The following is a 22,908-nucleotide window of genomic DNA, read 5'->3' as shown; positions in this document are numbered from 1 at the left end:
CGGAACTCAAATCAGCCATTATTTCATCATCAGGCTTGAATGAGGATACGACCATAAAAATAAGAGGAAAGGCGAAGAGGCAGGCAAATAAGATTCTGACCAGCCAACCGCCGATCGATAGCCGATTACGCCGGTACTTCTCTTTAATTGTCTTGTCTTCATGGACAGAGATTGATGATGCAGTGCCGATTGTCATGATATATACCTTTTTCTATCGCTTAATGCTCAATTCGAATGGGTAATCCGACGCTGAACGGCCGTGATGGCCATGATGATCAGGAAGAAGACAAGGGTGATGGCTGATGCGTACCCCATTTCCTGTTGCTGGAACCCGGACCTGACGGCTTCGAACACAACGGTTGTGGTCGAATCTCTGGGCCCTCCCTGAGTCATAACGTTGATTTGGGTGAAGAGGCTAAGCGCAGCTATTGTGATGGTGATTAGGATCATATTTCTGGTGGATCGCAATCCTGGCCATGTTACATTTGTAAATTGATGCCATGCATCGCATCCGTCCAGTTCAGCAGCTTCGTAAAGCTCTGCAGATATGGTCTGCAGGCCAGAAAGCCAGATCAGCATGTGTTGACCAACAGCCTGCCAGATGGACATAACGATAATAGCGCCAAGGGCCGTTTGAGGGTTATTCAGCCAGTCCACGGCTGTCCAGTGATGGAAGGTCAGTTTTTCAAGCACCTGGTTCAGCATTCCGTCATTTTGGTAAATGAACATCCAGAGTAGGGAGACTACTACCATGGAAGTGACCACGGGCAAGAAGTAGACGGTCCTGAAGAAGACGGAGCTACGTACTTTCTTATTAATAAGTATGGCTAAAAATAAGCCTAAGCCGGCCTGAACCGGGACCACAACAACCGCGAAAATAGCCACATTCAGAAGAGCTCGCCAGAATGTCGGGTCAGAGAAGAGCCTGGTGAAGTTGTTTAATCCAATGAATCTGGTTGGATTTGGGCTAATGGTTCTTGCATTGGTAAAAGATAAGACAAAGGCAAGAGCCACGGGAATTCCAATAAAAAGGACCAAAAGTATACAGGCCGGAGCTAGCATAAGCCAGCCGGCGCGGTTCTCGTGAATGACCTCAGCTGATTTATTATTGGGAGTCAATGCTGTATCCCCATCTGCTGGTTGTCGGTTGATAGTGGTCTGAATTGAACTAGACATAGCTGTGTTCTCATTTCTTGATATATCCGTCTGCACCCTTAATGTTTCCGTCAATGTGGTTGACGGCCTTATTGAGGCCTGATGCGGCATCTGAGCCGTTCATGATGTCACCAATGGTCTTGCGAAACTCTGTAGATATGAAGTTGTAAGCAGGTGTTTCCGGTCGCATCTTTACGTACTTACTCGAGATCTTGGTGAAGACCTGCATGCTGCCGCCCGGCTCGAACTCAGGGATAAGATTCTGCGCACCAACTGTGGCAGGAATGTTCATGCCGGCTTTGGCCATTCGGGCTATATACTTGTCTTTGAGGGAGAAACGGATGTAGCTCATCGCGGCCTCTTTGTTATTGCAGGTTGGAGTCATACCTACGGTCCATGAACCACCTCCGGCTACAGACCCGTGACCGAAGTCTGCCATAGGCATGGCCACGATATCGTCGGAATCCTTTGCGTACTTTTGGACGGTAGACATGGTCCAGATACCTCCGTAGAGAAGACCAGACTTCTTGTTGACGAAATCAAGAGCGGTGTCGGATCCCCCCTTTGAGTTGATATAACCGTGTTCTACGAGCGAACGCATCCAATTGGCGAACTCGATGGCCTCTGGGCCATTTAGAACCCCCTGGGAGGACTGATAGTCCTTTCTGTTGACCAGGTCTCCACCGAAAGACTGCAGAATTGGGGCGTAAGCATAGGCATACCATTCGGTCTTGTTATCAGCTGTCCCCATTTCGAAAGGATAGGTCCAATGGCCGCTGGCCTTCATTTTGGCCAAAGCATCGTCCATTTCGGCCTTCGTCCATGGTCTATCGACTGTGGCCACTCGGATGCCCAGATCCTTGAGGACTGACTTTCTTGCGAAGAGTGCCGTGGTGGCATCGAAATAGCCGACAGTGTAGATTTGCTTATTCCAAGTACCTTTGGCAGACCCGATTAACTGATTTGTGCGTTTGAGTAAGGCTTTGTCAGTTAGAGGTGCCAGAATGTTAGCCCAACCCCAGTATGGTGTATTGGGCTGGTCCACGTCGACCAGACAGGGTAGGTTTCCTGCCGTTGAAGCTGAGATAACTGAATCATTGTATGAGCTCTGGGGGAAAGACTGGATTTTGACGGTGCCCTTCCTGTCCGGGGAAGAGTTGTAATCTGCCACGATGTCTTCCACGGTCGAAAGTTCTGCCTCCGAGCCTGCAGTGTGGGTCCAGAGCGTGATCTCGTTGCCCTGCATCTTTGCTTCTTGTCTGGCGGCTTCGCCGCAACCAGATAATGACACCATGCCAGATAGAGCTACTATTCCTGCGATAAGTCGGATCAATGATCTTTTTTTGTTCATTCTCATGGTCACTCCTTCCGGGTCTCCTTCGATGGTGACTTTGCTGTATGTCTACTGAACAATGGAATGAGGATGGTGATTCTGCCTTAAAAGGACCAGCCAGACTCCATTGGTTGCTGCTCAACTTTCAGTTATTGGTACTTAACGCATTTAAACAGTATAGCGTCAATCGATATACGTCAAACGATTGACGCTACATATGGCAGTTTGTATCTAGACAGGTGTCGTAAAGAAGAAAGGACAATTAGCGTGCACCTGTTTTAGAAGGAAACGCAGTGAGGTCAACGACTCTAAAAGCAGAAAAACAATGAGTTAAACATGCAAAGAAGAATCAAAAAATGATTTTAATCGGTTTCTCCTCCTACCAGGGATTCCTTATAAATAAGGGGACAGTGGATTTTGGCCGGATAAGGGCCTCCAAGAGGAGGCAATGAGGCAAGTGTTTCGGGCATATCATTCATATCGATATGTTCATGACGAATATTTGAAACTAGTTGAGACACCGCCCAATATCCCATCTCATAATGTGGCAGTGCGACCGAGCTGAGACGGGGAGTCATAGTCTGTGCCAGGACAAGGTGATTATCCACCCCCACCACGGATATGTCCCTACCTACCGTAAGTCCGCGACGAGCAGCGCTTTCATACACATACCAAGCCCTTGCATCGTTAAAGCAGAAAAACCCGTCTGGATGTTCATTGTCAAAGAGTCTCTCAACGTCTCTTAAAGCTGTCTCGTTATCGCCAACCTTGATCATCATGGAACCCAGGATCGGTATGCCGGCATCCTTTAGCGCCTGTCGATATCCGCGGCTGCGCTCCCTTTGAGCAATGAGTGGATCCTGACAGCCAATATAGGCAATTCTTTTGGCTCCTGCGCGAATCAAGGCATTGGTAGCGTCAACGCCAATTAAGTATTCGTCGGGTTCCACACTAGGGCTAACTCCGTCGGCATCCGTGGCATCAACAAGTACGATTGGACTTCCCCGTAGATAGTCGGGGATAGTAGTAACTCTGTTGTACATTTTGGCGTAAAGAAATCCGTCGACCCCATAGCGTCTCAGCGCTGCAACATCTTCTTCCTCCTCAGCTGTTCCTTTGGCATTAACTGTCAGCATGATGTAGCCCGAGGCCCTGGCAGCGTCCTGAGCGCCTTGAATAATTCCACCCGCAAAGGGCGTAGTAGCTACATCCTCACTTATGAACCCCAAAAGGCCAGTCTTGGATGTGCGTAACGAACGTGCTAACGGATTAGGCTGGTATCCCAGTCGTTCGGCAGTTTGGCGTATCTGCTTGGCCTTTGCCGGCTTGATACGACCATGGTCGCGATTATTAAGAACTAGGGAAACCGATGATACGGACACGCCTAGTTCTTTAGCAATCTGCTTCATCGTGGTCATAGACGCATCATATATGCTGGTTGCCCGCGGTTACATTTATCCTTAGATATATAATTTCAAAAAATGCATACATGATGCTCAATTCCGTCTCATTGAAGAATTTTATTGATCAGTTCTACTTTCTGGTGAATTTGAGATCGTTTGCCTTGGCGGATGTCCAACTTCAGACTGACTTCAGTTCGGTAGCCTTGTTCAGCCAGAGCTCTGGTGGCTTTCTCGACGATTTGCATTACTTCGCTCAGATCGCCCTCAATTACCGTGCTCATGGCGTTGGTTTCGTTGGACAGTCCTGAATCCCGTATGACCTTGACAGCCTGAGCTACATAGGTTGAGAGCTCTTCGCCCTGGCCGATAGGAGCGATAGTGACCGAAGCCACTGTGTTGAGATATGCAGAATCCTGTAAGTTTTGTGCCTGAACCATATCCGAAGCCTTTCGTTGATTGAGATGAAACATCTCCTAAATCGCGCACTCATCCCATCCACAATAAATAAAATCGTAGGCTTGGGGTCTGACGGATCTTTTCCTCCGATTGATGTTCGGTCATAAGTCAACGGTATGCTTGGTCCAGTCGTTGGTCCGTATGAACTATACGGCAATCCCCGATAGAAGGTGTGATCAGTGGCAGTATCGAAACTGGATGAGGTCATCTCCCTGGCCAAGCGCCGAGGGTTCGTCTTTCCCGCAGGGGAGATCTATGGCGGGACGCGCTCGGCCTGGGACTATGGTCCTTTGGGCGTGGCCCTCAAGGACAACATCAAGCGTGAGTGGTGGCGGACCATGGTGGTCACCCGCGACGACGTGGTTGGCGTGGACACCTCGGTCATCCTGCCCACGGCGGTCTGGGAGGCCTCGGGCCATGTCTCTGTTTTCAACGACCCCCTGATCGAGTGCCTGAACTGCCACAAGCGGCACCGGGCCGACACCCTGGAAGAGGCCTACGTCGAGAAGCACGGCCATGATCCGGAAAACGGCCTCAAGGACATTCCTTGCCCGGACTGCGGCACCAAGGGCCAATGGACCGAGCCGCGAGACTTCAACATGATGCTGCAAACCCATCTGGGGCCAGTCCAGGACGAGAAGAGCCTGCACTACCTGCGTCCCGAGACTGCCCAAGGCATTTTCGTGGACTTTAAGTCCGTCATGGCTTCCTCCCGCTCCAAGCCCCCCTTCGGCATCGCCAACATGGGTAAGAGCTTCCGCAACGAGATAACGCCTGGCAACTTCATCTTCCGCACCCGCGAGTTCGAGCAAATGGAGATGGAGTTCTTCGTCCACCCTGGCACCGACGAGGAATGGCATCAGTACTGGATCGACGCCAGGACCCGTTGGTACGTGGACCTGGGTGTCAAGCCGGAGAACCTGCGGCACTATGAGCACCCCAAGGAGAAGTTGGCCCACTATTCCAAGCGGACCGTGGACATCGAGTACCGTTTTGGCTTCCAGGGTTCCGAGTGGGGAGAGCTGGAGGGCGTGGCCAACCGCACCGACTACGACCTCAAGGCCCATGCCGAGCACTCGGGCGAGGATCTGAGCTACTTCGACCAGGCCAGCGGGGAGCGCTACATCCCCTATGTGATCGAGCCTGCGGCCGGTCTGACGCGCTCGCTGATGGCCTTCCTGGTGGATGCCTATGATGTGGACGAGGCTCCCAACACCAAGGGCGGGGTCGACCGGCGCACTGTGCTGCGTCTGGATCCGAGGCTAGCCCCGGTCAAGGCCGCCGTCCTGCCCCTGTCCAAGAAGCCCGATCTGCAGCGGATAGCCCATGACCTGGCCGCCGACCTGCGCCAGAACGAGTGGATGGTGGACTATGACGAGTCCGGCGCTATCGGCCGTCGCTACCGTCGTCAGGACGAGATTGGTACCCCCCTGTGCATCACCGTGGACTTCGACACCCTGGACGACAAGGCGGTCACTATCCGCAACCGGGACTCCATGCAGCAGGACCGAGTGGCCTTGGACCAGGTGGAGGACTATGTGCGCCGGGTCGTCGGCGAACAGCGAGTGCGCTACCCCATGGGCCCCTCCGACCTGACCGGCGTGCGCGCCGCCGACGGCTACACGGACCTGGCCAGCGAGCCGGGCACGGACGAGAGCGAACCCATCAAGGTGGCCGAGGCCGGTGGCCGGTACTGAGACTGATCGCCCGGCCCAGAAGATTGCTCCGGTGCAGCTGGGCCCGATAACCGTACCTGTACCGGTCATGCTTTCGCCCATGGCTGGTGTGACCAACTGGCCCTTCCGCCTGCTGTGCCGTGAGTACGGACCCGACGGACTGTATGTGGGGGAGATGGTTACGGCTCGGGCCCTTGTGGCGCGCAATCCCAAGGCCTTCCGGCTGTGTCGCTTCGCTCCTCAAGAGAAAGTGCGCTCCCTGCAGTTGTACGGGGTGGACCCTCAGATTATGGAGCAGGCCACCAGAATGGTGGTTGATGCGGGCTGGGTCGATCATATCGACATGAACTTCGGTTGCCCAGTCCCCAAGGTCACCAGACATGGCGGCGGATCCGCCCTCCCCTGGAAGACCGACCTCTTCACCGAACTGGTTCATCGAGTGGTCGCTGTCTGCTCGCCTGCCGGAATCCCCGTCACCGCAAAGATCCGGGTGGGCATCGACCACCAGCACGAGACCTTTATGGAAGCGGCTCACATCGCCCAGGAAGAGGGGTGCGCCGCCGTGACTTTGCATGCCAGAACCACGGCTGAATACTATGGCGGCCATGCAGACTGGGATCGGATCGCTCAGCTGGTCCAGTCCGTAGACATCCCCGTCTTCGGCAACGGCGACATCTGGACCGCCGAGGATGCCCTGGACATGTTCGCCCAGACAGGCTGCGCAGGCGTGGCCATCGGCCGGGGCTGCCAGGGCCGTCCATGGCTCTTCGCCGACATCGCTGCGGCCCTGGCCGGCTCGCCGGAACGGCAGGAGCCCACCCTGGGTCAGGTCGGGGCGATCATGGCCCGCCATGCCCGGCTCCTGGTCGAGTTCTACGACGGCGACGAGCGCATGGCCGTCCATGATATGCGCAAGCACGTGGCATGGTACCTCAAGGGTTTCGCCGTGGGGGGACAGGTGCGCCGCAACTTCATGGCATGCGAGAACCTGGAGGATCTGGATCACTGCATCGCCGACCTGGACCAGGACATGCCCTATCCGCGTGCCGTGGCCGGCAAGCCCCGGGGTCGGGTCCGCTATGCCAAGAAGGTTCGCCTGCCATATGGCTGGCTGGATTCGCGGACTACCACCCATCAGGAGCGCGAAACGCTCTTTGGCAATGATCCCATGGACGCCTCCTACTGAAGCCGGAAATATCCCTCTCGCCAAGCATGTGCATCCGAGTCTAGAATCAGGGTTTAGAATACGGACAGAACGGCGTGGAGGTTCTTTCGGAAGACCAGGGCGGTTGGCTCTGACCTCCCGGACCCTAGGCCCACGGCCGTCAGGGAGGGTCGGAACGCCTGTGGGCAAATGCGTGTTGGCGTATATGACCTGCGCTAGAGTTGAGCGTAACGTGAGTGACGGGAGCATACTGTGAGCGAGATTGCCCAGAATGACAATTTCAATGACAAGACCAACATCAAGGTCGTTGGTGTTGGTGGAGCCGGTGGCAATGCTGTCAATCGCATGATCGCCGAGGGTCTGCAGAATGTCGAGTTTGTGGCCATCAATACCGATGCCAAGGATCTCCTGCGCTCAGATGCCGATGTGAAGATCTCCCTTTCTGATGCCAACAGCCGTGGCTTGGGGGCTGGCGCCGATCCGGAGAAGGGCGCCAAGGCTGCCCAGGACCATCAATCTGACATTGAAGAGGTCCTCAAGGGTGCCGATATGGTCTTCGTCACTGCAGGGGAAGGCGGCGGCACAGGCACCGGCGCCAGCCCCTTGGTTGCGCGTGCAGCCCGTCAGCAAGGCGCGCTCACCATCGCCGTGGTCACTCGGCCGTTCACCTTTGAGGGGCCCAGGCGCTCCGCTTCCGCCGAATCGGGCATCGAGAACCTGCGCAAGGAGGTCGATGCCCTTATCGTTATCCCCAATGACCGGCTTCTGGATCTCTCGGATCGCACGGTCTCGGTCATGGATGCTTTCAAAACCGCCGACACGGCCTTGCTGGCCGGCGTTCAGGGCATCACCGACCTGATTACCATGAACTCCTACATTCACGTGGACTTCTCCGATGTCACCGCTATCTTGAAGGATGCCGGCACTGCCCTCTTCGGCATCGGCGCAGCCAGGGGTGAGGATAGAGCCACGCAAGCTGCTGAGATCGCCATCTCCTCCCCGCTCTTGGAGGAGAGCATCGAGGGCGCCCATGGAGCTCTTATCAATGTGGCCGGCCCCAGCGACCTGAGCATGCAGGAGGCATCTGCCGCCGCACAGCTGGTTCAGGATGCCATCCATCCTGAGGCGCAGATCATCTGGGGTCTGGCCTTGGATGACGCCTATGGGGACGAGGTGCGGGTCACGGTCATCGCCGCCGGATTCGATCCCACCCCAAAGAAAGATGAGATCAAAGCCCCCGTAGCAGACTCGACTACTGCACCGGTAGCGGCCACCCCGGTCCAGGAGCCCCAGCAGCCTCAGCAGCCTATGGCGGATCCGTCCGTCCAGGCGGAGTCGGAGTCCGATGAGACCTCCGAACACGATGTGGTGCCCCCTGCCTCTGGCGATGACGGCACCTCCGACCCGGGATATCTGGATATCCCTGACTTTCTGCGGTAATCAGGCGAAGGAGCAGATATGGCAGGATTGATGAAAAACGCGATGTCTTTTTTCGGCATGTCGGATGTCGTGGACGACGATGACGACGATCTGGCTGACGATGACGAGGCTCGCGACGGTTTCGACACCGATCACTCTGTGACCCCCATGGCTCAGCAATCTGCATCCAACAGCCAGGAAGCCGAGCCCACACCTTTCCAGAGCCGGATCAACCGCATCACTACCATTCATCCCAAGTCCTACGAGGATGCCCAGATGGTCGGCAGGGCCCTGAGGGACGGGGTGCCGGTGGTCCTCAACCTGACTGGGGTGTCCGAGTCTGTGGCCTACAGGATCGTCGATTTCTCCGCCGGTGTGGTCTTCGGGGTACGCGGGTCCATTGAGCGGGTCACTCCAAGGGTCTTCCTGCTCAGTCCTGCACAGGTCAACATCAAGGTGGAGGAGCCTGAGTCGGGTTCTTCGGCCAAGGGGCTTTTCGCCCAGTGACTGACACCCTGGCAACCGTGTCCGCAGGAGCCTGAAGACGCATGCTTGTTCCTTTTGTTCGTTATCTGGTAGACATCCTTATCGAGACCTACCTGCTGGTTCTCTTCGTGCGGATGATTCTGGACTGGGTTCTGGTATTGTCGCCTCGCTGGTACCCTCGTGGCTTCGTAGCCTCGCTCATCCGGGTTATCTATGCCTTGACTGAGCCGCCTCTGCGCTGGCTTCGCCGGTACATTCCGCCCCTGCCCATGGGCAGGATCCAGCTTGATGTCTCCTTCATGGTGCTCTACGCCGCACTGATCATCATCCAGGTGCTTATAGGCTAGAGGCAAGACCGCGGATACGGCATACTCCGTGCTAGCATGCAGTAAGAGAACACAATCGGGCTGGTTGGCCTGAAGCGAGGTGGAGAAACATATGGCTCTATTGACGCCTAATGATATAAGGGAGCATACCTTCCAGACAGTGCGGTTCAAGGAAGGCTACGACGTCGACGAGGTCGACGACTTCCTGGATCAGGTCACAGACACGGTTGAAGCGTTGGGCAAGCAGGCCGTGCAAGGGAGTGCCGCTTCCACCCAGTCTCTGGGCACCGATGTGGCCTCATTGAACTCCAAGATCTCCGATCTGACGGCTCAGGTGGAATCGCTGCAAAAGGAGAATGGGGATCTGAAACAGGCCCAAGGCTCCGCAGCCCAGCAGCCCGCCGTGGATGCGCAGACTAAGCGGTTACTGGCCGAGTCCCAGAGTCAGGTCAAAACCCTGGCCTCACAGAATGACCAGCTCAAGCGTCAGGTCGAGCAACTCAACTCCCAGATCGATCAGCTGACTGCTCAGGCCGCTGCGGGCAACAACACCCAGGCTCTGACCAACCAGCTGACGGCCATGCAAAAGGAACGCGACCAGGCCCGCCAGCAGGTCCAAGCTCTGACCAACCAGCTCAATGCCTCCCAGCAGAGCATGGCCACGGCCCGCCAGCAGATCACACAGGCTCAGAAGGCCTCTCAGGAGCAGCAGCAGCGTACTGAGCAGCTGAACAAGCAGCTAGAGGAATCCCGCAAGCGCGAGGAGCAGTTGCGTGAGCAGGTCTCCAAGGCAGAGCCATCCACCGAAACGGGCAGTCTACAGCGGATTGCGGGCGCTGGCGCTGAGGCCAACAGCGAACCCGAGAGGGCCACCGCTATGCTCACGCTGGCCATGCAACTGCACGATCAGTACGTGGACAAGGGCAAGGCCAACGCCTCCCAGCTGGTGGCCGAGGGCCATGCCCAGCACGACGACATTGTCAAGAAGGCTGAGGACTACTCCAAGAGGACCCGCGCCGAGGTGGACGAGTACTCCAAGCGAGTGCACTCCGAGGCCGATGGCTACTCACAGCGCGTACGCTCCCAGGCCGACGAGTACTCGGTCAAGACCCGTTCCGATGCTGACGCCTATTCCAAGCGCCAGCACACCCAGGCCGACGAGTACGAGACACAGGTGCAGACTCGGGCGCAGGAGTACGACAAGAACACCCGCGACAGCGCCGATCGTTATGCCGCCGATGTCAAGAACAAGCTCATGGATCAGTCCAAGGTTCTCGAGGAGAACATCCAGGGGCTCAAGCAGTTCGAGGCGGGCTACCGCAGCAAGCTGACCGAGTTCCTCAACCAGCTGATCAACCAGATTTCAGACACTAGCAATTACCAGTCCATGGAAAAGAAGTCCGAACAGGCCCACTGATTCCATCCGGTAATGACGAAGAACACATCTATGAGACGGCTGCGCGGACGCGTGGCCGTCTTCGTCGCTCTGGCGGCAGTGGCCATAGCCCTGGATCAGCTGACTAAGGCCCTGGCACTGGCCCGACTGGGCAACGGTATCAGGGTGGCTCTGCCGGGTCCTCTACGCGGTCTGCGACTGGTGCGCAACCCCGGTGCATCCTTGGGATTGGGGTCTGGGAGTACCTGGGTCATATCCCTGATTGCCTTAGCAGCCTGTCTGCTCATCATTGTTCTGGCTCTGCGCACCACCTCCATGGTTTGGACCGTGGTCCTCTCCATGGCCTTCTCCGGGGCAGCAGGCAATCTGATCGACAGGGTTGCCTATGCAACTGGTTTTCTTGACGGTGCCGTGGTCGACTTTCTGGACTACGGCTGGTCGGTGGGCAACGTTGCCGACGTCTATCTGACTCTGGCAGGCGCGGCCGTAGTGGTGCTCATTATCTGTAATGTGCGGTTCAGCGACCGGTCCAAGACACTAAAACATGGGGGAGCGGCAAAGTGACACGGCTTCTTCCTGCGCCGGATGCCTTGGTAGGTCGGCGCTTGGATCTGGCCCTGTCCAAGATGCTGGGCCTGTCCAGGGCCAAGGCCAGCGATCTGGTGGCCCAGGGTCATGCGCGGATCATGGGCCGCCGGGTGAACAAGGCCACTACCTTGATGAGCGGTGATCTGATAGAGCTGGACGAGCCCGAGTCAACCAAACAGGTGGAGCCGGTGGCTGAGGATATGCCCGTGGTCTACGAGGATGAGGACGTGGTCGTCGTCGACAAGCCGGTGGGGGTGGCGGCACATCCCTCCATAGGCTGGACCGGGCCAACCGTTCTGGGCAGCCTCCTGCAGCGGGGTACCCACATCACCTCCATGGGGGCCCAAGGCCGCCAGGGCATCGTCTCTCGTCTGGACGCGGGCACCAGCGGGCTCATGCTGGTCTGCAAGTCCGACCTGGCCTACAAGGAGATGCGTCGGCAATTCGCCCGACATGAGGTGGTCAAGATCTACCATGCTCTGGTCCAGGGCAATCTGACCGAGGACAAGGCCACCATTGAGGCCCCCATCGGACGCGCCCGGGTCTCGGACTTCCGCTTCACGGTCACCCCTGCAGGCAAGGAGGCCATCACCCATTGGGATGTGCTGGAACGTTTCGGCTCGGCCACCCTGGTCAGTGTCAATCTGGAGACTGGGCGCACCCATCAGATACGCGTGCACTTCTCCTCCATAGGCCATCCCCTGGTGGGCGATCACATGTATGGGGCCAACCCCGACCTGGCGGACAGGCTGGGCCTGAAGCGGCAGTGGCTGCACGCCATGCGCCTGGAATTCCGCCATCCCCGCACTAAAATCTGGACCAAGGTGGTCTCCTCCTACCCGGCTGATCTGCGCCGCTCCCTGCAGATCGAACGTCAGAGCGCCACCGGTATACGCAGCTAGCGGACTCCGGCGATTCGGCCAGGGGCCTGGGTAAATTGGAGATATGTCCTCAACCCGGTCAGACTTCGTTCACCTTCACACCCATACCCACTATTCAACCTTGGACGGGGCCAGCAGGATTCCTGACCTGGTTGCCGAGGTGGGACGGCTGGGGCAACCGGCTGTAGCCATTACCGACCACGGCAACATGCACGGGGCTTATGAGCTTTGGCGCACGGCTGTAGATGCTGACATCAAGCCGATCATCGGCATTGAGGCCTACGTGACCCCTGAGACTGCCCGCCAGGACAAGAGCCGGGTCCACTGGGGAACCGACGAGCAGCGTTCTGACGATGTCTCCGGCGGCGGCTTCATCACCCACATGACCCTCTGGGCCAGTGACGACACGGGCCTGGTCAACCTGATCAAGGCCTCATCTGTGGCCAACCTGGAGGGTCTGGTCGGCAAGTGGCCTCGCATGGACAAGGACCTGCTGTCCACCTATCACAAGGGGGTCATCGCCACCACCGGCTGCCCCTCGGGCATCGTCCAGACCAGGCTGAGGCTGGGCCAGTTCGACGAGGCCCTGCGGGCCGCCGGGGAGTTCCAGGACATCTTCGGCAAGGAGAACTACTACGTCGAGCTGATGGACCACGGGCTGGAGATCGAGCATCGGGTGACCAAGGATCTGCTGGAGATCGCCCGTCGTCTGGATGCCCCCCTGGTGGCCACCAACGACTCGCACTATGTGCGCAAGGAGGATGCCTCGGCCCAGGACGCCTTGCTCTGCATCAACTCGGGATCCCGGCTGACCGACCCCGGCCGCTTCAAGTTCGACGGCAGCGGCTACTACATCCGCTCAGCCCAGGAGATGCGCGAGATCTTCAAGGAGTTCCCCGAAGCCTGCGACAACACCTTGGAGATCGCGGAACGCTGCAACGTCATGTTCGACGACCATGAGGACGGGGCCTTTATGCCCCGTTTCGACTGCCCGGAAGGTTGGGACGAGACCTCCCTTTTCCTGAAGAAGGTGGACGAGGGGTTGAAGAACCGCTATCCGGACGGGGTGCCCGAGGAGGTATCCCACCAGGCCGACTACGAGTGCGGGGTCATCTGCCAGATGCAGTTCACCGGATACTTCCTGGTGGTGGCCGATTACATCAACTGGGCCAAGAACCACGGAATCATGGTGGGGCCGGGCCGTGGATCGGCGGCAGGGTCCATGGTGGCCTACGCCATGGGGATCACCGAGCTGGACCCGCTCAAGCATGGGCTGATTTTTGAGCGATTCCTCAACCCTGAGCGCGTCTCCCTGCCTGATATCGATGTGGACTTCGACCCCGAGGGGCGCATGAAGGTCCTGGACTACGTGGGTCGTAAGTACGGTTCCGACAAGGTGGCCCAGTGCGTGACCTACGGCACCATAAAGACCAAGCAGGCCCTGAAGGACTCAGCCAGGATCATGGACTACGAATATTCCGTGGGCGACCAGGTCACCAAGGCCCTGCCGCCTACGGTCAATGGCAAGGACATGAGCCTCAAGGAGATCTTCGATCCCAAGTCCAAGCGCTATCCGGAGGCCAAGGAGTTCCGCGACTTATACGAGTCCAACCCGGATGTCAAGCGGATCACCGAAGAAGCCAAGGGTATCGAGGGCATCATCCGCCAGACCGGCGTGCATGCCTGCGCCACCATCATGGCCTCCAATCCCATCACCGATACCTCGCCGCTGATGGAACGCACCGACGGCACGGTGACCACCACCTTCGAGTACCACACTTGCGAGACCCTGGGGCTGGTCAAGATGGACTTCCTGGGGCTGTCCAACCTGACGGTCATCAGGGACACGGTCAACAACATCAAGCGCAACGGCAAGGAGCCCATCAGCATCGAGAAGGTCCCCCTGGACGACAAGGAGACCTACCAGCTGCTGTCCCGGGGCGACACCCTTGGCGTCTTCCAGCTCGATGGCGACGGTATGCGCTCCCTGCTGCGTATGCTCAAGCCCGATAACTTCAACGACATCTCCGCCCTGATCGCCCTCTACCGGCCGGGGCCCATGGATATGAACTCGCACATCAACTATGCCAAGCGAAAGAACGGGCTGCAGAAGATCGAGCCCATCCATCCCGAAGTGGCCAAGCCCCTGGCGGGCGTGCTCGACGAGACCTATGGCCTGATCGTCTATCAGGAGCAGGTCCAGTCCGCGGCCAGAATTCTGGCCGGCTACTCCTTGGGCCGAGCCGATGTGCTGCGAAGGGCCATGGGCAAGAAGAAGCCAGACGTCCTGGCCAAGGAGCAGGTTCCCTTCTTCGAGGGCATGAAGGAGCACGGATACTCCCATGAGGCCGCCCAGGCGGTCTGGGATGTCCTGGTGCCCTTCTCGGGCTACGCCTTCAACAAGGCACACTCCGCGGCCTATGCCCTGATCGCATACTGGACCGCTTATCTGAAGACCCACTATCCGGTGGAGTTCATGGCCGCCCTGCTGCAGAACGAGCGGACCAACAAGGACAAGACCGCACTCTACCTGGGCGAGGCCAGAAGGATGGGCATCCGCATCCTGGCGCCTGACATCAACGAGTCCGTGTCCGAGTATTCCGCTGTCGGCGACGTGGTCCGCTTCGGTCTGGGAGCCATCCGCAATGTGGGCGACAAGGTAGTGGCGGACATCATCAAGGAGCGCCAGGGACCCCGGGGCAAGTATGTCAACTTCATGGACTTCATCAAGCGGGTGCCCATGGAGGTGCTCAACAAGCGAACCGTGGAATCCCTGATCAAGGGCGGTGCCTTCGACGGCATTGACCCCAACCGGAGGGCGCTTTTCCAGATTCACGATGAAGCCGTCGACCAGGTCATGCCCATCAAGCGCAAGCAGGCCGAGGGCCAGTTCGACCTCTTCGCCGACGCCGATGAGAACGCCCCCCAGCAGGATGCCTTGGGCGATGCCCAGGTGACCGTGCCCGACATCGACGAGTGGGACAAGTCCACCAAGCTCAACTTCGAGCGGCAGATGCTGGGCCTGTATGTGTCTGACCACCCGCTGAGCGGCATGACCTCGGTTTTGGCTGGCATGCGAGACATGTCCATCGCCCAGCTGCTCAACCGGTCTAACAGCATGGACGGCAAGGCGGTGACCCTGGCCGGGCTGGTCACTGCTGTGGACCGCCGGGTCTCCAAGAAGGGCAACCCCTGGGCCATCGTCACCATCGAGGACTTGGAGAGCTCCATCCAATGCATGTTCTTCGGCAAGGTCTACGATGCCCACTCCGACGACCTGGCCCTGGACTCGGTCATCAGGGTGAGGGGAGTGGTCGAGCTTCGTGACGAGGCCACCAACATCCGCGTCAACGATATGGAGGTGCCCGTCCTGGAGTCGGCGGATGAGCGGCCTCTGACCATCACCCTGCCCAAGCAGGCTCTGGACCGGGGGCACATGGAGCGGCTGGCTCGGATACTCAAGTCTCACCCCGGTTACTGCCAGGTCCGTCTGGCCGTCACCGACGACCGGGGCAACGTCCGTCTGTTGACCTTTGGCGACGGATTCCGCACACGGCACGACACCTCCATGATGGCCGAGATCAAGTCGGTCTTCGGACCCTCCTGCCTGCCGTCGGCCTAGGACGCGCCCGGAACCGTCTCACCATTTGGGACGGTGGTGAGTCGCTGGCTTTGGCGACACAAAAGTTCACTACCATCAAAGTATGTCAAAGCTCATGATGAGAACCATGGATCTGCGCGGGAAAACCATGTCCCGCGCCCAACTCCTCGCCGCCATGCCCCGAGCCGATATGGGTACACGGGAGGCCAGGGCCCAGGTGCAGCCCATACTTGACCAAGTGCGTGAGCATGGGGCAGCGGCCCTGCGCGACCTGGAGGAGAAGTTCGACCATGTGCGTCCCCATGATCTGAGGGTTCCGGCATCGGCCATGCAGGAGGCCCTGAGGCAGCTGGATCCCAAGGTCAGGGCAGCAATTGAGGAGTCCGTTACCCGCATCCGCAAGGTCTGCACTACCCAGGTGCCCAAGCCCATGGCCACCGACCTGGCACCTGGCGCTCGAGTCAGCGAACGGTGGATTCCGATTGAACGCGTAGGCCTCTACGTGCCGGGAGGCAAGGCCCTGTATCCTTCCTCGGTCATCATGAACGCGGTGCCCGCTCAGATTGCCGGTGTCGATTCCCTGGCCGTGGCCACTCCGCCCGCCTCTGATGACCCTCGGGGTCTGCCGGCTGCCATCATCCTTGCCACCTGCGCCATCCTGGGAGTGGACGAGGTCTATGCCGTGGGCGGCGCCCAGGCTGTGGCCATGTTCGCATACGGAGCCAGGGGATCCGAGCCCCAGGACGGGGAGATTCTCTGTGACCCGGTCGACAAGATCACCGGCCCGGGCAATATCTTTGTGGCGACAGCCAAGCAGATGGTCTCCGGCATGGTGGGAATCGACGCCGTGGCCGGACCCACGGAAATTGCTATTCTTGCCGACGGGCAGGCCAACCCCGACTGGGTTGCTGCAGACCTGATCGGCCAGGCCGAACATGACGAGCTTGCCGGTTCGGTGCTGATCACCGACAGCCAGGAACTGGCCCAGGGCGTTCAGGAGGCTTTGGGGCGCAGGGTGCCTCGAACCGAGCATGCCGACCGGGTGCGCACCTCCCTGGGCGGCAACCAGTCGGGAATCATCCTGACCGACGGGATCGACCAGTCCATCGACGTGGCCAATGCCTATGCCGCCGAGCATCTGGAGGTTCAGACGGCCGATCCTGATGCCGTCATCGACAGGATTCGGAATGCCGGTGCCATCTTCCGTGGCCCCTATTCTCCTGTGCCTCTGGGCGACTATATGTCCGGGTCCAACCACGTTCTGCCCACTGGCGGCACAGCCCGGTTCGACGTGGCCCTGGGCGTCCACACCTTCATGAAGCCTGTCGAAGTCATCGAATATGACAAGGAAGGGCTCAAGCCCATCGCGGCCAAGATCAATGATTTTGCCGTATCCGAAGACTTGCCCGCCCATGGCGAGTGCATCCTGAGCCGGTTCCTGGACGACCCCTACAACAAAGCCGACCTGGAAGCCAACGAAGAGAAGGCTGGTCTGCTGTGAGTGCCATACCAGCTGATCTTCCCCTCCGCATGGACCTAATAGGGGAGGAGCCTTACGGCGCCCCCCAGCTGGATGTTCCGGTCTGCCTGAACGTCAACGAGAACCCCTACCCCCTGGACCAGGAGGTGGTCGATGCCATTTGCCAGCGTGTGCGCCAGGTGGCCCCCAGCCTCAATCGCTATCCGGACAGGGAGCATGAGGACCTGCGGCGGGCCCTGGCTGCATACCTGAAGAAGGAGTCTGGCGCCTCGCTTGAACCCAAGCAGATCTGGGCGGCCAACGGGTCCAATGAGATCATGCTTCAGCTCTTCCAGGCCTTCGGCGGGCCGGGTAGAACCGCCTTGGGCTGCGATCCGACCTACTCCATGTATCCGGAGTACGCCCGTGACACCTTCACTGACTGGGAGTTGGCTCACCGGCTGCCCGATTTCAGTCTGGATATTGAAACGACTATCGAGCGCATCAAGGCTTTGAGGCCAGCCATGGTCCTGGTAACCAGCCCCAACAATCCCACGGGGACGGCCCTGCCCATGGATCAGCTGACCAGGCTTCTGGAGGTCTGCTCTAAGATTCCCGTGGCAGGCGCGGACCCGTCCGCCCGACCAATCGTGGTCGTGGATGAGGCCTATATCGAGTTTCGAGACCCGGGCACGCCCTCGGCGGTCAGCCTGATTGGTCAGTACGACCACCTGGCAGTCAGCCGGACCATGTCCAAGGCCTTCGCCTTTGCCGGCGCCAGGGTGGGTTACCTGGCTGCATCCCAAGGAATAGTCGACGCAGTCCGCATCGTCCGAATGCCCTACCATCTGAGCGCCCTGACTCAGGCTGCGGCCCTGGCTGCCCTGGAGCACACGGACCTCCAGCTGGCTCGGGTGGATCAGCTTCGCCAGACCCGTCGGCAGACAGCCGAGTGGCTGGCCGGACAGAAGTTCCATGGTCAGCCCTTGACTGTGGTTCCCTCGGCCTCCAACTTCATCCTCTTCGGCATTTTCCCCGACCGGGATGCCGTATTCGAGGCCATGAAGGATGAAGGGGTGTTGATCCGGGCCGTAGGTCCTCAGGGCTATCTGAGGGTTTGCATGGGCACGGACGCGGAGATGGAGCGATTCCGCCAAACGCTGGTCCATGTCCTCAAGCGGTTCTAGGAGGATGCAGACCAGCGGCACGGCTATGCTGGTGGTCTAGACGCCGCGCAGAAAATACAGCACGAACTGGAGTGTGCGGCAGAAAGCGGAGGAGCAGCAATGGCAGGCAGAACAGCCACCATCACCCGCCAGACCAGTGAATCCAAGGTGAGCCTGAGTCTGGATCTGGATGGCACCGGAGTGACCGATATCGACACCTCGGTTCCCTTCTATGACCATATGATGACGGCCCTGGGCAGGCATTCCCTGATCGACCTGACCATCAAGGCAAGCGGGGATACCCAGATCGACGTCCATCACACCGTCGAGGACGTTGCCATCGTCTTTGGGGAGGCCCTGGCTCAGGCTCTGGGCGACAAGCGGGGCATCAAGCGCTTCGCCGATGCCACCGTCCCTCTGGACGAGGCCCTGGCACGAGCTGTGGTCGACATTTCCGGCAGGCCCTATGCGGTCTGCACGGGCGAGCCTGAGGGGTTCCAGTACGCCATGATCGGCGGGCATTTCACCGGCTCCTTGGTCCGGCACGTCATGGAGTCCATCGCCCTGCATGCCGGCATCTGCCTTCACCTGACCCTCTTGTCGGGCAGAGATCCGCACCACATTGCCGAGGCAGAGTTCAAGGCCGTAGCAAGGGCTCTGCGCTTCGCGGTGGAGCCTGATCCCAGGGTGAAGGGCATCCCCAGCACCAAGGGGTCGCTATGAGCGCGGATGAATATGACAACAATGACAGCAGGGATCAAGACCTGCCGGATTCCGGCCATCATCTGAGTGAGGAAGAGGTCGAGCGGGCTCTGGCCAGCTTCGAGGCTGAGTTCAATGAGGGCCAGAATCAAGCGGATCAGCCCGTTGAACACTCCGGATCAGACGTGGATGACGGGGCTGGCTTGGATTCCGCGCCCGCTGACGAATCTTCAGTGGAACCGGACGAGGCTGATGGCGTTGCTGCCGATTTCGACCAAGAGCTTGAAGGTCTGATCGGCAACCGGGCCAAGGCCGCCGTAATGGTGACACGCCTGGCTTCGGCTGAGCTTCTGGCCGCCTTCTGTCAGATATCCGATATCTCCGCCTATTGCATCCAGGCCCGTGAGGGTGCTGTGGCCGTCCTGAGAAATCTGGACGGGGACGGACCCGAGGCAGCCATCCGCGATCTGACCACGGTCGTATCCGGACTCAGCGCCATCCTGGCCGTCAACCGGGCCGACAAGCTCGAGGTGACCCTATGGATCAGCGGGCAGTCGGGACAGACGCTCGCGCCGCCAATCCTCTTCGCTGCCACTGCCGACTTTGTAGAGGACCTGATGATCGGGACCACCACAGTGGACAGGCTGCGCCAGGATGGGGCCGCCATCTTCGACTCGGGGGAGTACAACCGCGAGAAGGCCATGGGTATCATCGCCTCGCACACCAGGTTCGGGGCCGGAGGATCGACTCGCAAGGGTCGCGTCGAGTAATCGCGCAAGCAAACGGCTTGGCTAGGAGGAACATGACCAGGATACAGGTGCTTGACTATGGGTTCGGTAATGTCAGATCCATGGTGCATGCCCTCTCCCAGCTGGGGGTTGATGCGCAAATCAGCGCCGACCCAGACCTGGCCATGAAGGCCGACGGCCTGGTCATTCCCGGAGTGGGGGCCTACGGGGCCTGCATGGCGGGGTTACGGGCTGTCGGCGGCGACCGCATCATTCTGGATCGACTGGCCCAGGGGCTGCCGGTTCTTGGGGTCTGCATAGGCCTTCAGGTCATGTTCCAGTTCGGGGACGAGGACGGTCGCAGCGAGCCCGGTCTGGGCTTGATACCTGGTCGGGTGACGAAACTGGACGCTGATGTAGTGCCCCATATGGGCTGGGATCATGTCCAGGCGCCCCAGGGAACACGACTCTTGGCAGGGGTCCAGGATCAACGCTTCTACTTCGTCCATTCCTATGCCGCCATGGCGGCGAAGGGGGATGACCGATGCGTTGGGACGCAGCCCGATTTGTCCCTGCGAGTGTCAGCATTGAATCGAACGAGTGGCAGCCAGTCAAGGTCAGCCCAGTCAGGGTCTGACAAGATTTCACAGGGCGCCTCTTTCGGTGAACCGCTGGTTACCTGGGCCACCTATGGACGCAGCAGGTTCGTGGCCGCCTACGAATGTGGCCCCTTGAGCGCTACCCAGTTCCATCCTGAAAAGTCCGGCCAGGCCGGAGCACGGTTGCTGACCAATTGGGTACGGACCCTTTCTGGGTCTTCCGGACTCTCCCGCGAGAAAGGTGAATGAGATGCTCACGCTTCTACCGGCTGTCGATGTCCGCGACGGAAAGGCGGTTCGCCTAAGGCAAGGGATCTCCGGATCCGAGAAGGTCTACGGGGAGCCTGCCGATGCAGCCAAGACTTGGGTCGACCAAGGTGCCGAGTGGCTCCACCTGGTGGATTTGGATGCGGCCTTCGGCACCGGAGACAACCGTGACAAGCTGGCCGCCCTGGTCAACGAACTGGGGGATCGTGTCAAGGTGGAGCTCAGCGGCGGCATCCGCGACGATGCAAGCCTGGAGGCTGCCCTGGACGCAGGTGCCACCCGGGTCAACATCGGCACGGCGGCTCTGGAGGATCCAGAGTGGACCAGCCAGGTCCTGGGGCGTTACGGCGAAAGGGTTTGTGTGGGTCTGGACGTACGCGGACACACCCTGGCCGCCCGAGGTTGGACCAGACAGGGCGGGGACCTTTTTGGTGCCATGGAGCGACTGGACCGGGACGGGTGCAGCCGATACGTGGTCACCGATGTGACCCGCGACGGGATGATGACCGGCCCCAACCTGGATCTGCTGGGTCAGGTGGCTGACCGGACTCCGGCCAAGGTGACCGCCTCTGGGGGCATATCCAGCCTGGATGACCTGAGCAGGATTCTGGACCTGGCCGATCGGGGCGTGGACAGCGCTATCCTGGGCAAGTCCCTTTATGAGGGGGCCTTCACCCTGGAACAGGCGCTGAACCTGGTCTCGGGTCATTGTTAACGCTATAAGCAAGTCTGCGAAATATAGGAATGGGAGCATAAGCTCTATGGATAAGCAAGAGGAGTTCGCGCTGCGCACTGTCGAGGAGCGCGATGTCCGGTTCATTCGTCTCTGGTTCACTGACGTATTAGGCACCCTGAAGTCGGTGGCCATAGCGCCCACCGAGCTGGAGGTGGCCTTCGAGGAGGGGCTGGGCTTCGACGGCTCGGCCATCGAGGGCATGACCAGGGTCTCCGAGGACGACATGATCGTCAAGCCAGATCCGTCCACCTTCCAGATACTTCCCTGGAGGGGCGGACCACAGGGCACAGCACGGATCTTCTGCGACGTGCTCACCCCGGACGGCGAGCCCAGCAGCGGGGATCCCCGACACGTGCTCAAGCGGGCCCTGGCCAAGGCCAAGGAGAAGGGCTTCATCTTCTATACCCATCCGGAGATCGAGTTCTACCTGTTTGAGAACCAGGATGATTGGTCCCAGGTCCCGACCCCTATCGACGAAGGCGGCTACTTCGACCACGTGCCCCGTAGCCCGGGGATGGACTTCCGTCGGGCCTGCGTCAATATGCTGGAGCAGATGGGCATCTCGGTGGAGTACTCCCATCACGAGGCCGGACCGGGGCAGAACGAGATCGATCTGCGCTATGCCGACGCCCTGACCACCTCTGACAACATCATGACCTTCCGGACCGTGGTCAAGGAGATCTCCCTGGAGCGGGGAATCTACGCAAGCTTCATGCCCAAGCCCTTCACCGATAAGCCAGGATCAGGCATGCACACCCATCTGAGCCTGTTCGAGGGGGACACCAACGCCTTCTACGAGGTGGGCCAGGAGTTCAACATGTCCCAGACGGCCCGGCAGTTCGCCGCCGGCATTCTGGCCCATGCGGCCGAGATCTGCGCGGTGACCGATCAGTATGTCAACTCCTACAAGCGTCTCTGGGGCGGGGCTGAGGCACCCAGCTACGTCTGCTGGGGTCACAACAACCGGTCTGCACTCTTGCGCATCCCGCAGTACAAGCCCGGCAAGGGAAACTCGGCCAGAATGGAGTTCCGCGGGCTGGATCCGGGGGCCAACCCCTATCTGGCCTACTCGGTGCTACTGGCTGCCGGACTGGACGGGATCGAGCAGAAGATGACCCTGGGCGAGCCTACCAGCGATGACGTCTGGGAGCTGACCGACGCCGAGCGGCAGGCCATGGGCATCGAGCCCCTGCCTGACAGCCTGGACGCGGCGCTCAAGGTCATGGAGAAGTCGGATTTCGTGGCCCAGGTGCTGGGCGAGCAGACCTTCGAGTACTTCCTGCGCAACAAGCACCGGGAATGGGCCGGATACAGCCGGCAGGTCACCCCCTACGAGCTGGCCTACTACCTGCCCAAGCTTTGAACC

20 protein-coding genes and 1 pseudogene are annotated in these 22,908 nt (G+C 59.3%); 16 read left to right on the top strand and 5 right to left on the bottom strand.

The window, feature by feature from the left end:
* The 5 genes and pseudogenes from CI603_RS08340 to CI603_RS08320 form a co-directional block, all read right to left on the bottom strand.
* Positions 1-196, bottom strand: a pseudogene (locus tag CI603_RS08340) (hypothetical protein); the annotation flags it as partial.
* Positions 197-225: 29 nt separating this feature from the next.
* Positions 226-1,176, bottom strand: coding sequence for a carbohydrate ABC transporter permease (locus CI603_RS08335; protein WP_121913749.1), 951 nt, complete (start codon positions 1,174-1,176; stop codon positions 226-228).
* 10 nt (positions 1,177-1,186) lie between these two features.
* Positions 1,187-2,512: an extracellular solute-binding protein gene (locus tag CI603_RS08330; protein WP_121913748.1), complete on the bottom strand. Its 1,326-nt coding sequence runs from the start codon at positions 2,510-2,512 to the stop codon at positions 1,187-1,189.
* Positions 2,513-2,850: 338 nt separating this feature from the next.
* Positions 2,851-3,906, bottom strand: a complete 1,056-nt coding sequence (locus CI603_RS08325; protein WP_121913747.1) for a LacI family DNA-binding transcriptional regulator — start codon at positions 3,904-3,906, stop codon at positions 2,851-2,853.
* A gap of 89 nt (positions 3,907-3,995) precedes the next feature.
* The gene (locus tag CI603_RS08320) at positions 3,996-4,328 is read right to left on the bottom strand and encodes an MTH1187 family thiamine-binding protein (RefSeq protein WP_121913767.1); all 333 of its coding nucleotides are present in this window, start codon (positions 4,326-4,328) and stop codon (positions 3,996-3,998) included.
* Between the two features lie 198 nt (positions 4,329-4,526).
* Here CI603_RS08320 and CI603_RS08315 point away from each other — a divergent pair, with 198 nt between their 5' ends.
* From CI603_RS08315 to glnA, 16 genes are all read left to right on the top strand, one after another.
* Positions 4,527-6,044 carry a glycine--tRNA ligase gene (locus CI603_RS08315; protein ID WP_121913746.1) on the top strand — a complete coding sequence of 506 codons (1,518 nt, stop codon included), beginning with the start codon at positions 4,527-4,529 and terminating at the stop codon, positions 6,042-6,044.
* Entirely contained in the window at positions 6,031-7,209 is a 1,179-nt protein-coding gene (dusB, locus tag CI603_RS08310; protein ID WP_121913745.1) for a tRNA dihydrouridine synthase DusB, read from the top strand. The genes CI603_RS08315 and dusB overlap by 14 nt, the downstream gene beginning before the upstream one ends.
* A gap of 231 nt (positions 7,210-7,440) precedes the next feature.
* Entirely contained in the window at positions 7,441-8,628 is a 1,188-nt protein-coding gene (gene ftsZ / locus CI603_RS08305; RefSeq protein ID WP_121913744.1) for a cell division protein FtsZ, read from the top strand.
* 18 nt (positions 8,629-8,646) lie between these two features.
* Positions 8,647-9,114: a cell division protein SepF gene (locus CI603_RS08300; RefSeq protein ID WP_121913743.1), complete on the top strand. Its 468-nt coding sequence runs from the start codon at positions 8,647-8,649 to the stop codon at positions 9,112-9,114.
* Between the two features lie 41 nt (positions 9,115-9,155).
* Positions 9,156-9,440, top strand: coding sequence for a YggT family protein (locus tag CI603_RS08295; RefSeq protein ID WP_046322656.1), 285 nt, complete (start codon positions 9,156-9,158; stop codon positions 9,438-9,440).
* Between the two features lie 91 nt (positions 9,441-9,531).
* Positions 9,532-10,836: a DivIVA domain-containing protein gene (locus CI603_RS08290; RefSeq protein ID WP_121913742.1), complete on the top strand. Its 1,305-nt coding sequence runs from the start codon at positions 9,532-9,534 to the stop codon at positions 10,834-10,836.
* 30 nt (positions 10,837-10,866) lie between these two features.
* The gene (locus tag CI603_RS08285) at positions 10,867-11,379 is read left to right on the top strand and encodes a signal peptidase II (protein WP_121913741.1); all 513 of its coding nucleotides are present in this window, start codon (positions 10,867-10,869) and stop codon (positions 11,377-11,379) included.
* Positions 11,376-12,305, top strand: coding sequence for an RluA family pseudouridine synthase (locus CI603_RS08280; protein WP_121913740.1), 930 nt, complete (start codon positions 11,376-11,378; stop codon positions 12,303-12,305). The genes CI603_RS08285 and CI603_RS08280 overlap by 4 nt, the downstream gene beginning before the upstream one ends.
* A 43-nt stretch (positions 12,306-12,348) precedes the next feature.
* Positions 12,349-15,906, top strand: coding sequence for a DNA polymerase III subunit alpha (gene dnaE, locus CI603_RS08275; RefSeq protein WP_121913739.1), 3,558 nt, complete (start codon positions 12,349-12,351; stop codon positions 15,904-15,906).
* 82 nt (positions 15,907-15,988) lie between these two features.
* On the top strand, positions 15,989-17,386 hold the full coding sequence (hisD, locus tag CI603_RS08270) for a histidinol dehydrogenase (protein WP_121913738.1): 1,398 nt from the start codon (positions 15,989-15,991) through the stop codon (positions 17,384-17,386).
* Positions 17,383-18,531, top strand: coding sequence for a histidinol-phosphate transaminase (locus CI603_RS08265; protein ID WP_121913737.1), 1,149 nt, complete (start codon positions 17,383-17,385; stop codon positions 18,529-18,531). The genes hisD and CI603_RS08265 overlap by 4 nt, the downstream gene beginning before the upstream one ends.
* A gap of 99 nt (positions 18,532-18,630) precedes the next feature.
* On the top strand, positions 18,631-19,233 hold the full coding sequence (hisB, locus tag CI603_RS08260) for an imidazoleglycerol-phosphate dehydratase HisB (protein ID WP_046322665.1): 603 nt from the start codon (positions 18,631-18,633) through the stop codon (positions 19,231-19,233).
* Positions 19,230-19,982, top strand: coding sequence for a hypothetical protein (locus CI603_RS08255; protein ID WP_121913736.1), 753 nt, complete (start codon positions 19,230-19,232; stop codon positions 19,980-19,982). Before hisB ends, CI603_RS08255 begins: the two co-directional genes overlap by 4 nt.
* A 32-nt stretch (positions 19,983-20,014) precedes the next feature.
* A complete protein-coding gene (hisH, locus tag CI603_RS08250; RefSeq protein ID WP_121913735.1) occupies positions 20,015-20,788 on the top strand; it encodes an imidazole glycerol phosphate synthase subunit HisH in 774 nt (257 codons plus the stop codon).
* Between the two features lies 1 nt (position 20,789).
* Positions 20,790-21,521 (top strand): bifunctional 1-(5-phosphoribosyl)-5-((5-phosphoribosylamino)methylideneamino)imidazole-4-carboxamide isomerase/phosphoribosylanthranilate isomerase PriA, encoded by a 732-nt coding sequence (gene priA / locus CI603_RS08245; RefSeq protein ID WP_121913734.1) that lies wholly within the window; start codon positions 20,790-20,792, stop codon positions 21,519-21,521.
* Between the two features lie 46 nt (positions 21,522-21,567).
* A complete protein-coding gene (gene glnA / locus CI603_RS08240; RefSeq protein ID WP_110425037.1) occupies positions 21,568-22,905 on the top strand; it encodes a type I glutamate--ammonia ligase in 1,338 nt (445 codons plus the stop codon).
* Positions 22,906-22,908: the final 3 nt, after the last annotated feature.

It is taken from the genome of Bifidobacterium sp. wkB338, from assembly GCF_003688325.1.
GTDB lineage: Bacteria > Actinomycetota > Actinomycetes > Actinomycetales > Bifidobacteriaceae > Bombiscardovia > Bombiscardovia polysaccharolytica.
Note: the sequence above shows the minus strand (reverse complement) of the source record. Positions and strands in the feature narration are given on the sequence as shown.

What these genes read in the sequence shown, in the direction of transcription:
- CI603_RS08335 (WP_121913749.1), bottom strand. Translation starts at nt 1,176, where the DNA reads ATGTCTAGTTCAATTCAGACCACTATCAACCGACAACCAGCAGATGGG.
- CI603_RS08330 (WP_121913748.1), bottom strand. Translation starts at nt 2,512, where the DNA reads ATGAGAATGAACAAAAAAAGATCATTGATCCGACTTATCGCAGGAATA.
- CI603_RS08325 (WP_121913747.1), bottom strand. Translation starts at nt 3,906, where the DNA reads ATGACCACGATGAAGCAGATTGCTAAAGAACTAGGCGTGTCCGTATCA.
- CI603_RS08320 (WP_121913767.1), bottom strand. Translation starts at nt 4,328, where the DNA reads ATGGTTCAGGCACAAAACTTACAGGATTCTGCATATCTCAACACAGTG.
- CI603_RS08300 (WP_121913743.1), top strand. Translation starts at nt 8,647, where the DNA reads ATGGCAGGATTGATGAAAAACGCGATGTCTTTTTTCGGCATGTCGGAT.
- CI603_RS08295 (WP_046322656.1), top strand. Translation starts at nt 9,156, where the DNA reads ATGCTTGTTCCTTTTGTTCGTTATCTGGTAGACATCCTTATCGAGACC.
- CI603_RS08290 (WP_121913742.1), top strand. Translation starts at nt 9,532, where the DNA reads ATGGCTCTATTGACGCCTAATGATATAAGGGAGCATACCTTCCAGACA.
- CI603_RS08285 (WP_121913741.1), top strand. Translation starts at nt 10,867, where the DNA reads ATGAGACGGCTGCGCGGACGCGTGGCCGTCTTCGTCGCTCTGGCGGCA.
- dnaE (WP_121913739.1), top strand. Translation starts at nt 12,349, where the DNA reads ATGTCCTCAACCCGGTCAGACTTCGTTCACCTTCACACCCATACCCAC.
- hisD (WP_121913738.1), top strand. Translation starts at nt 15,989, where the DNA reads ATGTCAAAGCTCATGATGAGAACCATGGATCTGCGCGGGAAAACCATG.
- hisB (WP_046322665.1), top strand. Translation starts at nt 18,631, where the DNA reads ATGGCAGGCAGAACAGCCACCATCACCCGCCAGACCAGTGAATCCAAG.
- CI603_RS08255 (WP_121913736.1), top strand. Translation starts at nt 19,230, where the DNA reads ATGAGCGCGGATGAATATGACAACAATGACAGCAGGGATCAAGACCTG.
- hisH (WP_121913735.1), top strand. Translation starts at nt 20,015, where the DNA reads ATGACCAGGATACAGGTGCTTGACTATGGGTTCGGTAATGTCAGATCC.
- priA (WP_121913734.1), top strand. Translation starts at nt 20,790, where the DNA reads ATGCTCACGCTTCTACCGGCTGTCGATGTCCGCGACGGAAAGGCGGTT.
- glnA (WP_110425037.1), top strand. Translation starts at nt 21,568, where the DNA reads ATGGATAAGCAAGAGGAGTTCGCGCTGCGCACTGTCGAGGAGCGCGAT.